7 protein-coding genes are annotated in these 12,256 nt (G+C 70.2%); all 7 read left to right on the forward strand.

The genetic code is table 11. The features are described 5' to 3' along the window. Positions 1–3,027: alpha/beta fold hydrolase (locus tag ACWD10_RS37945; protein ID WP_451098330.1), on the forward strand; the 3,027-nt coding region annotated here is incomplete at its 5' end. A gap of 38 nt (positions 3,028–3,065) precedes the next feature. Continuing rightward, positions 3,066–3,947: an alpha/beta hydrolase gene (locus ACWD10_RS37950; RefSeq protein WP_451098332.1), complete on the forward strand. Its 882-nt coding sequence runs from the start codon at positions 3,066–3,068 to the stop codon at positions 3,945–3,947. A gap of 35 nt (positions 3,948–3,982) precedes the next feature. Continuing rightward, positions 3,983–5,287 carry a cytochrome P450 gene (locus ACWD10_RS37955; RefSeq protein WP_451098334.1) on the forward strand — a complete coding sequence of 435 codons (1,305 nt, stop codon included), beginning with the start codon at positions 3,983–3,985 and terminating at the stop codon, positions 5,285–5,287. A 26-nt stretch (positions 5,288–5,313) separates the two neighbouring features. Further along, on the forward strand, positions 5,314–5,847 hold the full coding sequence (locus ACWD10_RS37960; RefSeq protein WP_451098335.1) for a hypothetical protein: 534 nt from the start codon (positions 5,314–5,316) through the stop codon (positions 5,845–5,847). Positions 5,848–5,901: 54 nt separating this feature from the next. After that, on the forward strand, positions 5,902–7,083 hold the full coding sequence (locus ACWD10_RS37965) for a macrolide family glycosyltransferase (protein ID WP_451098336.1): 1,182 nt from the start codon (positions 5,902–5,904) through the stop codon (positions 7,081–7,083). A gap of 90 nt (positions 7,084–7,173) precedes the next feature. Next, the gene (locus ACWD10_RS37970; RefSeq protein ID WP_451098338.1) at positions 7,174–8,829 is read left to right on the forward strand and encodes a glycoside hydrolase family 1 protein; all 1,656 of its coding nucleotides are present in this window, start codon (positions 7,174–7,176) and stop codon (positions 8,827–8,829) included. A gap of 182 nt (positions 8,830–9,011) precedes the next feature. After that, on the forward strand, positions 9,012–12,256 hold a 3,245-nt coding region (locus ACWD10_RS37975; protein WP_451098339.1), incomplete at its 3' end, for a beta-ketoacyl synthase N-terminal-like domain-containing protein.

Here is a 12,256-nt window from a genome sequence, read left to right on the forward strand (position 1 = left end):
AACCTACGCGAACCCGTACGCCTCGACCTCACCCAACAACAACTCCTCACAAACGGCCTCAACGTCTTCATCGAAATCAGCCCACACCCCGTCCTACTCATGCCCCTCACCGACGGCGCCCTCCAACAAGGCCACGACCAAACCGTCGTAGTCCCCACCCTGCAACGCGAACACGGCAACCCCGAGCAATTCCTGCGCATGATCGCGCTCCTCCACGTCAGCGGCGTACGCGTCGACTGGAACCGCGTCCTGGGCGCGGCACCCGTCGCCCCGCTGCCGACCTACGCCTTCCAACGCCGCCGCTACTGGATCGACCCGCCCAGCCATGGCTCCGGCTCCAAGTCCCAGCCGGACGACGCCTTCTGGAAGGCCGTCACCGACGGAGCCGCCGACCGGATCGCCGACCTCCTTGCCGCCCCCGAGCGGCTGCGCACCAGCATCGAGGAGCTGCTGCCCCTGCTCTCCACCTGGCAGGACAAGCAACAGGCCCACAGCAAGGTCGCTCCCTGGCTGTACGACGACGTGTGGCAGCCCGCTGCCCTGCCCGGGCCCCGGACCGTGGCCCTGGACGGCGCCTGGGCCCTGGCCGTCGCCGACGACCAGGCCGGCCTCGCCGCCGAACTCGAACGCGAACTGCGCCTGGCGGGCGCCGTCGTCCACCTCGTCGACGCCGCTCAGGACCGCGCCGCCCTGACCCGCTCGCTGCGCGCCCTGCCCGCCGGGCTCCAGGGCATCGTGACCCTCGGCGGCATCGACACCGCTCCCGACGCCGACGGCGTGCCCGTCGGCTTCCGCCGCACCCTCGCGCTCGTCCAGGCCATCGGCGACTGCGAACTCGCCCTGCCCGTCTGGATGCTGACCCGCGGCGCGGTGAGCGTCGACGGCGCCGAACCCCTGCCCCACCCTCTGCAGTCCCTCGTCAACGGCCTGGGCCGGGTCGTGTCCCTGGAACAGCCCGCCCTGGCCGGTGGTGTCGTCGACCTGCCGCCGCAGCCGCACGACGGCTGGGCCCTCGAGCTCGTCCGTACCCTGCGGGCGGACGATCACGAGGACCAGGTCGCGCTGCGCCCCGAAGGACGCTTCGTCCGCCGCATGCTGCGGACCGCCCCGCAGACGCCCGACACCGCCTGGACGACCTCCGGGACCGCCCTGATCACCGGCGGCACCGGCGCGCTCGGCCTGCACCTGGCCCGCTGGCTCGCCGACCGGGGCACCACCCACCTCGTCCTGGCCTCCCGCAGCGCGGGCACCGCCCCCGAAGCGGCCGCCCTGCGCGACGAACTCGCCGCCAAGGGCGTCACCGTCACCCTGGCCACGTGCGACATCGCCGACCGCCACCAGACCGAGGAACTCCTCGCCCGCTGCGCCACACCCGACGCGCCGCTGCGGGTGGTGGCCCACCTCGCCGGCATGTCCCGCGGTACCGCGCTTGGCGCCATCGCCCCCGAGCAGATCGCCGGGGAGCTGGCCGCCAAGGTGCGCGGCGGCTGGAATCTCCACGAACTGCTCGCCGACCAGCCTCTGGACGCCTTCCTGCTGTACGGCAGCGGCGCGAGCCTGTGGGGCGGCGCCCACCAGGCCCTCTACGCCGCCGCCAACACCGGTCTCGACGCCCTCGCACGGCACCGCCGCACGCGCGGCCTGACCGCCACCGTCCTGCACTGGGGCGGCTGGGCCGGGGACGGCATGCTCACCGCCGACGCCGAAGAGCACGTCCAGGCCCGCGGCCTGCACTCCATGGACCCGGCCCACGCCCTGACGGCGGTCGGCCTCGCCCTCGGCTCGAACCTGACGACCCTCGGCGTCGCCGACATCGACTGGAGCCGCTTCGCCCCCGCCTACAGTGCGGCCCGGCCCCGGCCCCTCATCCAGGACATCGACGACGTCCGCGCGGCGCTCGCCGCCCACACCGTGCCGCACGACCCGCTCGCCGGGGCACGGCTGCGCGACGAGCTGTCCCGGATGAGCCCGGACAACCGGCAGCACACGATGACCGAACTCGTCCGCACCGAAATGGCCCACGTCCTCGGCCTTCCGCCCACCGGCATCCCGGCCGGACAGCCCCTCCAGCAGCTCGGCTTCGACTCGCTGATGGCCGTCACCGTGCGCGGCACCCTCGCCCGCGCGACCGGCCTGCCTCTCACCACGGACGTCCTCGTCAAGTACGGCACCTGCCACGCCATCGCCCGGCGCCTCCTCGAAGACCTCCTGGATACGCCCTCCGACGAGCCGGAGCAGCACGGCACCGACGCCAACCCGTGGCTGCGGGTGCTCAAACCGGCCGAGCGTCCGCACGCCCGCATCGTGTGCGTGCCCGGCATGGGCGGCACCACCGGCGGCTACGTCCCGCTGATCCGCAGCCTTCCCGAGGGCGTCGAACTCCTGGGCGTCCAGCTGCCGGGCCGCGAGGCCCGCACCGACGAGCCGCCCATGACCGACATGATGGCCGTCGCCGAGGAGATCACCGGCGCGCTGGCCGAGAGCGGCGACGTGCCGGTGGTCCTCTACGGCCACAGCCAGGGCTCCTGGCTGGCCTGGGAAGTCGCCCACCGGCTCGGCGAGCGCGACACCGCCCCGCCGCTCTCCCTCGTCGTCGCCTGCGCCCGCACCCCGTACGCCGACACACCCGAACTCATCCAGCGGATCGGAGAGGCCACCGCCGCCTGGGACGGCACCTCCACCGCGCAGCTCGCCGAGGTCTACCAGGGGCTGCTGCCCCAGCAGATCCTCGACAACGAGGACCTGCTCGCCGAGTACGTCCGACGGCTCATCGTCGACGTCGAACTCGGCGAGAACCACCGCTCCGCGCTGGCCGACGTCCAGCGGGACGCCCTGAAGATCCCTGTGCTTGCCGTTGCCGGTACCGAGGACCCGGTCGTGCCACAGGAGTCGATGGAGGCCTGGCGCGAGCTGACCCTCGGGGCCTTCACACGGCGTGACATCGAAGGGACGCACGCCGCCCCCATCGAGAACGCCGAGGCCATGGCCGCCGAGCTGGTCTCCGCCATTCCGTCCCGGGCCGTATGAGGCCCGCCCATCCTGCCGACGCCTTCCTGGAGGAAGCCATGCCCGAGATCGAGCGCCCCGACGGTGCCCGGATCCACTACACCGTCCACGGCGACGGATTCCCCGTCCTGCTCCTCGCGGCCGGCGGGGTGAGCAGCCAGATCGAGTCCTGGGACGCGAACTTCTACCACCCCGTGGCCGAGCTGTCCGGCCGCTACCGGGTCATCGCGATGGACCAGCGTCACGCGGGCCGCAGCCCGGCGCCGACCACCCCCTTCTCGTACGAGCAGACCACCGCGGACCAGCTGGCGGTGCTCGACGCACTCGGCGTCGGCAAGGCCCACGTGATCGGCGCCGGGATCGGCTGCGCCCACGCCTGGCGGCTGACCCACGAGGCTCCCGAGCGGGTGGCGTCCGTGGTCTGCCAGGAACCGGTCGGCCGGGACTCCACCAACACTCTCGGCTCGTTCTTCGGCAAGTTCGACGACGCGATGCGCCATGTCCGCGCCGCTTCCCTCGACGATCCCGAGACGATGGGACTCGCCGCGGTGATCGACGCGGCCATGCGGGAGCCGCGCTTCGCCCTCAACCCGGCCGCCGGGCCCTTCTCCCAGCGTCTGGCCAACGACCCGGCGTTCCGCGAGGAGTTCCGACAGTTCACGCGCGAAAGCTATGTGACGCGGCTGATCCGGTTCCGTGACGGCGTCTGGCCCGACGGCTCGGCGTACTTCACCGTTCCCGAGCAGTGGATGCCGCGGTTCCCCGCCCCGATGCTCGTCCTGCCCGGCAGCGACGTGCACCACCCCGAGGGCGTGGCCAAGCGCCTCGGCGCGGAGGTCCCGGAGGTAACGCTCCTCGACCCCGGATTCGACACCCCTGAGCGCCGTGCGGACACCGTCGCGCGGATCGTCGGCTTCCTCGCCGAGAACACCCCCAGCTGAGCAGACCCGCTGCGAACGGAAGAAGGCAACCGACCATGCCCACCCTCGACTCCCTCGACATCACCAGCGAAGAGCTGATCCTCCAGCGTGGCTACCCCTGGAAGGAGTGGGACCAGCTGCGTGCCGAGGCCCCCGTCTACTGGTACCAGCGGCCCAACTACGAGCCGTTCTGGGCCCTGACCAAGTACGAGGACCTCGCCTGGGTCGCCGCGAACCCGCACCTGTTCACCGTCGGCCAGCGGGTCCAGATCGAAACCCCGGACGAAATCGAGCCATTCGAGGTCGAACGAGTCCGCCGCGCCGAGCAGTACGGCCACCCGGTCGACTACTACTACGGGCTCCCGTTCATGGACCCGCCGGACCACCTGGAGGTGCGCAAGGCCATCTACCCGTCCTTCACCGCCAAGGGCCTGGCGGAAATGGAGAAGCGGCTCAAGGTGCTCGCCACCGAGCACGTCGCCGAGTTCACTCAGCTGCTCGACGAGCGCGGGCACGCGGACGTGGCGCACGAACTGTCCGCCAAGCTCCCCCTGGCCGCCCTCTTCGACCTCCTCGGCGTGCCGGAGACGGACTGGGAGTACCTCTTCCATCTGCACCACCAGATCGCCAGCGCCTTCAGCTCCGGCTTCAAGTCCCTTGGCGGCGAGGACCCGCAGGCCGCCTTCATGCGCCTGATCATGGAACTGGACGACTACATGGCCCAGCTCGTCCGCACCCGCATGGCCGAGGGCGGCGGCGGTGAGGGCAAGGACGTACTCAGCCGTCTGGCGAACGCCCGGGTCAATGGCGAGAGGCTCGAATTCCACGACATCTCGTACCACTTCACCAACCTCGTGCACGCGGGCAACGGCACCAGCCGCAATGCGATCGTCGGCGGCGTGAAGGCGCTCCTGGAACACCCCGACCAGCTGCAGAAGCTGATCGACGACCCCTCCCTGGTCGAGAGCGCCGTGGAGGAGATCCTGCGCTGGACCTCGGTCGGCCTCGTCTTCGCCCGCGTCGCCAAGCAGGACATCGAACTGCGCGGGCAGCTCATCCGCAAGGGCGAGACCGTGGCCATGGTGCACCCGTCGGCCAACCGCGACGAGGACATCTTCGACGAGCCCTACCGCTTCGACATCACCCGGTCGCCCAACAAGCACCTGGCCTTCGGCGGGTTCGGCGAACACCGCTGCATCGGCGCCGCCCTGGCCCGTATCGAGCTGCGCGCCATGTTCAGCGCACTGCTGCCGCTGCTGCCCGGCCTGGAACTCAACGGTGAGTCCCGGCTGAGCGTGCTGCGCATGGTCGTCGCCGAGTACGCGGAGCTCTCCGTGCGGCGCAAGCGGACCGCCGCCTGAGCGAAAGACCCGGGAAGGAGAGCGAAGTGTCCGTAACAGAAACCGGCCAGCGGAACTGTGCCGACGGAAAATTGCTGCGGGTGCCCACGACACTTGAGGAATTCGCCGACTGCGACGAAACGGACCTGCAGGTCGTCGTTCCGTGGATGGGGCCCGCCATCGACCCGGACACCGGGTCGCTCAGCGGCCCCCTGCCCGGCCGTTATCTCATATCAGCGTCCAGCGGGTGGCCGAAACCGGACGCCGAAGAGACCACCGCTGACATGATTCAGGTTCTCGTACAAGAGGGCTGGAAGCACTACGGGATGCTGGCGGCCACCTTCGCTTACTCCGAGCGCTGCTGGAACAGCGCCAAGGGCTTGTCCCTGTGGCGGGACGAGGAATCGATGCGCGCGTTCGTGCGGTCGGACGAGCACATGGTGGCCATGCGCAAGACCATGAAGGTGATGTACGCGTGGGAATCGACCCATTGGGTTGCCACGGACACCCTGCACCTTCCGACCTTCGCCGAAGGCAAGGTGAAACTCGCCGAAGCCCGGAAGGACCGTAGCGACCGATAAACCTCCGCCCGACCGGATTCCGTAAATCCCGAACCCCCCGCAGAAAAAGGTGACATGAGTAAGCACATCGCATTCTTCAATTTCCCGGCCTTCGGCCACATCAATCCGAATCTGGGCGTGGTCCAGGAACTTGTACGCCGTGGCCACCGGGTCACCTGCACCAGCACCGACCACTTCGCCCCGGCCATCGAGGCCTCGGGCGGCGAGCCGGTCCGCTACACGTCGGTCTTCGGCGACTACTACACCAGCCCGTACACCGCGGACGCCATGAAGGGCGAAGGGATGCGCTCCCTGCGCGAAGCGCTCACCCTCGCCGAATCCGTCGAGGACTTCTACGTCAAGGACCGGCCCGATGTCGTCGTCTACGACTTCATGGCCTGGGGCGCGCGGTTCTTCGCCGCGAAGCACGACGTGCCGGGAATCCGGCTGTTCCCCTCGTACGGCGCCAACGAGCACTTCGCCATCCACGAGAAGTTCCCGGTCGCCGAGATGACCGACCCGCTCGTGATGGACATGCTCACCCAGCTTGAGGCGCACCTGCCGAGCGTCGGCCTGCCGGGGACCTCCGCCATGGACTTCCTCACCAAGATCGAGGACCTCGGCATCATCTTCCTGCCGCGCGAATTCCACTACGACGGCGAGACGTTCGACGAGCGCTTCGTCTTCGCCGGGCCCTGCCTCGGCGACCGCTCCGCGTTCCAGGGCAGCTGGCAGCCCACGGGCGACCGGCCCGTCCTGCTGATCTCCCTGGGCACCGCCGCCACCGGCTGGCCCGAGTTCTTCACCATGGCCGTGGACGCGTTCCGGGACGGGCCGTGGGACGTCGTCATGGCGGTCGGCGATCACGTCGACCCGGCCGAACTCGGCGACCTGCCCGCCCACTTCCAGGTGTCCCGGCACGTGCCGCAGCTCGACGTGCTGCAGCACGCCTCCCTGTTCATCACCCACGGCGGCATGAACAGCACCATGGAGTCGCTCTACTACGGCGTGCCCATGGTCGTCATCCCGCAGATGAACGAGCAGCGCGCCAATGGCCTGCGGGTCGACGAGCTGGGTCTGGGCCGACTCCTGGCCAGCGCGGACACCAGCGTGGAGAGCCTGCGCGAGACCGCCGCGCAGGTCCACGCGGACCAGGCCGTCAAGGACCGTGTAGCGGCCATGCAGAGCTCGATGAACAAGCTCGACGGGCCGGTCATCGCCGCCGACGCGATCGAGGAGTTCCTGGCCTCGCGCTGACGGGTCGGTCAGCTCCCTTTCTGTGGCTCCGTCCGACGCCGCGGCAGCGCCGATGCGCTGCCGCGGCGCGCACTTGACCGAGGAGAAGAAGTGAAGCGAATAGCGTTGCCAGCGCTCGCCGTCGCCGTTGCGATGACGACAGCGCTGGCCATGGAAGTGAACGCCGAGGAGCCACAGCGGCCCGAGGCGGCGAACTCGCAGCCGAAGGGCCAGAAGAAGAACGAGGCGACGAAGAACGCCTTTACGCCCATGGGGCCCCTCGCCGGCGACAAGGGCAAGGGCAGTTTCCGGTTCGGAGTCGCCAGCTCCGCAACCCAGATCGAGGACAAGAACACCGATACCGACTGGTACAAGTGGACCCAGCCGAAGCCCGACGGCATGGGCAAGAGCCCCTTCGTCGGCGAGGGCGTCAAGGGCTATACCAAGGCACTCGACGACGTTGAGCTCGTCGAGAACCTCAATGTCGACTCCTATCGATTCAGCGTGGAATGGGCCCGGATCGAGCCCAAGCGGAATGTCATCGACAAGGCCGCGCTCGACCACTACAGCAAGCAGCTCGACGCTCTTGCGGCCAAGGGCATCCGCCCCATGATCACCATTCACCACTTCACCAACCCGGTCTGGATCGACGACCCGGCGGACAACGCCTGCAAGAACGGGCCGAGCGACACCAACCTCTGCGGCCTCGACCACCCCCAGGGCGGCGACCTCGTCGTCAAGGAGATGGCGGAGTTCGCCGCGCTGCTCGGCAAGACGTTCGGCGACCGCGTCGACGAGTGGGTCACCGTCAACGAGCCCATGGTCTACATGACCCTCTCGCACTCCTTCGGCGCCGGACCGCCCGGCAAGTCCAGCCTCCTTGACGGTGACGTGAAGCGCTTCGCCGCCGCGCAGCGCACGTACATCAAGGCGCACGTCGCCATGTACGACGCCCTCAAGAAGGCCGACCGGGTCGACAGCACCAAGGACGGTGAGGCGGCGAGCGTCGGCCTCACCACCGGTGCGCAGGAGTACGTCCCGGTGCACGACGGCAAGCTCAGCGACGACCCGAAGGACATCGCCGCCCGCGACCGCTACCGCCAGTTCATCGACTACAGCGTCGTCGACTCCCTGTGGCAGGGCCGGTTCGACAAGGATCTCGACGGCACCATGGACGAGCGACACCCGGACTGGAAGGGCAAGGTCGACTGGCTGGGCGTCCAGAGCTACTCCAGGACCGGCGTCTCCTCCCCCGGCTCCGACCCCGCCGGAACCCCGTACCCCGTCCTCAACGTCGAGGTGTGCCTCAAGGCACCGAGCCTGCCGCTGCTCGACAAGACGTACTACGTACCCACCATGGGCTACGAGACCAACCCGCAGGGCCTCTACACGGTCCTCAACGAGATCAGCGACCGCTACGACGGCCTGCCGCTCGTGGTCACCGAGTCCGGCCTGGCCACCGAGTCGGGCAAGCGGCGCGCCGAACACCTCGTCCGGGCCCTCGAACAGATCGAGCGCGTACGGGCCGAGGGCGTGGACGTCCGCGGCTACTACCACTGGAGCCTGATGGACAACTTCGAGTGGCTGGGCGGATACACGCCGCGCTTCGGCCTCTACCGCGTCGACCGCTCCACGATGGAACGCACACCCACCGAGGCAGCCACCGTGTACGGACAGATCGCCGACCGCCGCGCCCTGTCGCCCGGCGACCGGAAGAACTACGGCGGCGACGGCCCGCTCACCCCGGAACCGGCCGCAGCCAAGTAGCACCGACAGCACCTGACTCCGTGCGAGGGCCGCTCCGCACCCGCGGAGCGGCCCTCGCACCATGTGGACGGCCACTCAAGCAGGCCCCGAGCCAGTACGACCAAGGTGGACGCATGTGCGTCCGTGCACGGAACGGGGTGTACCCCGCACGGATCCGGTCCACGAAGGGCGAGGGTGAATACATGAGCACGGCCATGGCGAACGGCGACCGCGACTCCTCCACGACTGCCACCGGCCTGGCTGGGTTCATCCGGACAACGGTCGCGGACCTGCTCGGCACCACACCACAGTCGGTGCCCGCCGAACGGCCGCTGCGCGAGCTCGGTATGGACTCCGCGCTCACCATGACTCTCGTCACCAGGCTCGCCCACCACCTCGACCGCCCCGTGCCCAGCTGGGTCGCCTGGCAGTACCCCACCATCGCCGCCCTTGCCGCCCACCTCACCGGCGACACCGGCGGGCCCGCCCCCGCGCCCGCGGCCGCCCGTGAGCGCGGCGCGACCGCCGAGCCCATTGCCGTCGTAGGCCTGGGCTGCAAGCTGCCCGGTGGCGTCGAAACGCCTGAGGCGCTGTGGCGGGCGCTCGCCGACGGGCTTGACGCGGTACGCGAGGTGCCCGCGGACCGGTGGAACATCGCCGACTGGCTGGACGAGGACCTGAACGCCACCGGCAAGATGACGACCCGCTGGGGCGGTTTCCTCGACGACATCGGCGCGTTCGACGCCGAGCTGTTCCGGATTTCGCCCACCGAGGCACGGCAGATGGATCCGCAGCAGCGGATGGCCCTCGAGGTGGCCTGGGCCGCCGTCGAGGATGCGCGGATGCGTCCGGATGGTCTCAGCGGGACCCGAACCGGAGTCTTCGTGGGCACGATGGCGCAGGAGTACCACCTGGCCACCGGCGCCGACCCCCGGCAGATCGGGACGCACTCCGCCGTCGGCTGGGACAACTCGATCATCGCGGCCCGGATCGCCTACACCCTGGGGCTGCAGGGCCCCGCGCTGTCGGTGGCCACCGCCTGCAGTTCCTCGCTGACCGCCACCCACCTGGCGATGCGGAGTCTGCGCGACGGGGAGTGCGACCTCGCGCTGGCCGGCGGTGTCAACGTCATGCTGCACCCGCACACCACGGTCGCCATGACCAAGTTCGGCGGCATGAACCCCAGCGGTCAGTGCCGCGCCTTCGACGCCGGGGCGGGCGGCTACGTGCGCGGTGAGGGCTGCGGCGTGGTGGTGCTGCGCCGCCTGAGCGATGCGCTGGCCGCCGGCGACCGTATCTATGCCGTCATCCGCGGCAGCGCGGTCAACAACGACGGCGCCTCCAACGGCCTGACCGCGCCCAGCCTCCAGGCCCAGGTCGACGTGGTGCGCACGGCCTGGCAGGACGCCCGTATCGCCCCCCACGAGGTCTCGTACGTCGAGGCGCACGGCACCGGCACCCTGCTGGGCGACCCCATCGAGGCCGAGGCCCTGGGTACGGTCTTCGCCCCGGGGCGCGAGGAGGTGCTGCGGATCGGATCGGCCAAGACCAACTTCGGTCACCTGGAGCCCGCGGCCGGGGTCGTCGGCTTGATGAAGACCGTGCTGGCCCTGCACCACGGGCAGCTGCCCGCCAGCCTCCACTTCGAGGAGCCCAATCCGCACATCGACTTCGAGGGCCACAAGCTGCGGGTCGTCGGCACACAGCAGCCCTGGCCCGCGGCCCGCCGCCGCTACGCCGGGGTCAGCGGGTTCGGATTCGGCGGTACCAACGCCCACCTCGCTCTGGAGGAGGCCCCCTACCGGCGCCGTCGACTGGTGCCCGTGGCCGCGGAGAGCGAGCGGGAACTGGACGCCGCACTCACCGCGCTCGCCGCGTCCACCTCCCCAGAGGTGGCTCCGGCCCGTGTCGGCGGCCACCGTGCCGTGGCGGGCCTGACCGGTTCCGGCACGGTCGATGTCGTCGCCGGGCCGAGCCCGGCCGGTGAGCGTCCCGCGCTGGCCTTCTTCTTCTCCGGCCATGGCGCACAGTGGCTCGGGATGGGCCGGGACCTGCTGTCCGAACCCGCCTTCCGTACCGCCCTGACCGCGTGCGACGACGCCCTCCGTCCGTATACGGGCTGGTCGGTCGCCCGGGAGCTCCTTGCCGAGGACGGCCGCTCCCGTCTGGAGCGCACCGATGTCGTCCAGCCCGTCCTCTTCGCCGTCCAAGTCGCCCTCGCCCGCACCCTGGCCGCCTGGGGACAGCGGCCCGACGTGGTCTTCGGCCAGAGCGTCGGAGAGGTCGCGGCCGCCGTCGTCGCCGGCGCGCTGACCCTGGACGAAGGTGCCCGCCTGATCACCACCTGGTCCGCGCTCATCGCCGAGCGCGCCTGCGGCCGCGGCACCGTCGTCGTCTGCGACCTCACCGTCGAGCAGGCACAGGACCGCATCGCCGGGACCTCCCTGAGCATCGGCGGCCACCTCGCCCCCGACCAGGTGTGCCTCTCCGGCCCCCTCGAAGCCGTCGCACAGATCGAGCGCGCCCTCGCCGACGACGGCATCCCCGTGCACCGCGTCGGAATCGACTACGCCTCCCACAGCGCCGGACTGCGCGACCTCGCGCCCGAACTCATCGCACGCTTGGGCGACCTCCCCACCCGCACCACCGACGTGCCGTTCCTCTCCACCGTCACCGGCGCCCACACCGATGGCACCGCCCTCGACGCCGCGTACTGGGCGAGCAACATGCACGAACCCATGCTGCTCACCGAGTCCGTCCACGAACTCGTCCGCCAGCACGGCGAGGTGCGCATCGTGGAGCTCGGCCCCCACCCGATCGCCCAGCACTCCTTCCGACGCACCCTGGCAACCCTCGCCGAGCACGGCCCGAGCGGCGAGGCCCTCGCCACCTGCCGCCGCGACCAGCCCTCGCGTCAGGCCCTGGAGGACCTGATCGGCCGCCTGTGGTGTGACGGCTTCGAGGTGAACTGGGCGTCGGTGACCGGCACGTCCGCCGAGCCGGAGCAGTCCGGGCAGTCGGAGCAGTCGGAGCAGTCGGAGCAGTCGGATGTGCCGGTTGTGGTTCCGGTGTCGGGACACACGGCCGGGGCGTTGGCGGCGAACGCGGGGCGTTGGGCGGACTGGCTCGAGCAGACTGAGACGACGCCGATTCTTCGGGATGTGGCGGTGACAGCTGCTGGGCGTACGGCCTTTGAGTATCGGGCTGGTGTGGTCGCCGGGTCGGTGGGCGAGGCTGTCGCGGGTCTGCGTGCGGTCAGCGAGGGACGCTCAGCTGCCGGGGTAGTCACGGGATCTGCGCCCGGCTCAACTCCGGGTATCGCGTTTCTGTTCACCGGGCAGGGTGCTCAACGGGTCGGTATGGGCCGGGAACTGTACGAGGCCTTTCCCGCATTCGCCGAAGCCTTCGACGAAGTCTGCGGCCATGTTGATTTCGACCTGAAAACACT

This window comes from Streptomyces sp. NPDC002851 (assembly GCF_053591935.1).

Excerpts from the sequence above, each read along its gene's own strand:
- ACWD10_RS37950 (WP_451098332.1), top strand. The coding sequence starts at position 3,066 with ATGCCCGAGATCGAGCGCCCCGACGGTGCCCGGATCCACTACACCGTC.
- ACWD10_RS37955 (WP_451098334.1), top strand. The coding sequence starts at position 3,983 with ATGCCCACCCTCGACTCCCTCGACATCACCAGCGAAGAGCTGATCCTC.
- ACWD10_RS37965 (WP_451098336.1), top strand. The coding sequence starts at position 5,902 with ATGAGTAAGCACATCGCATTCTTCAATTTCCCGGCCTTCGGCCACATC.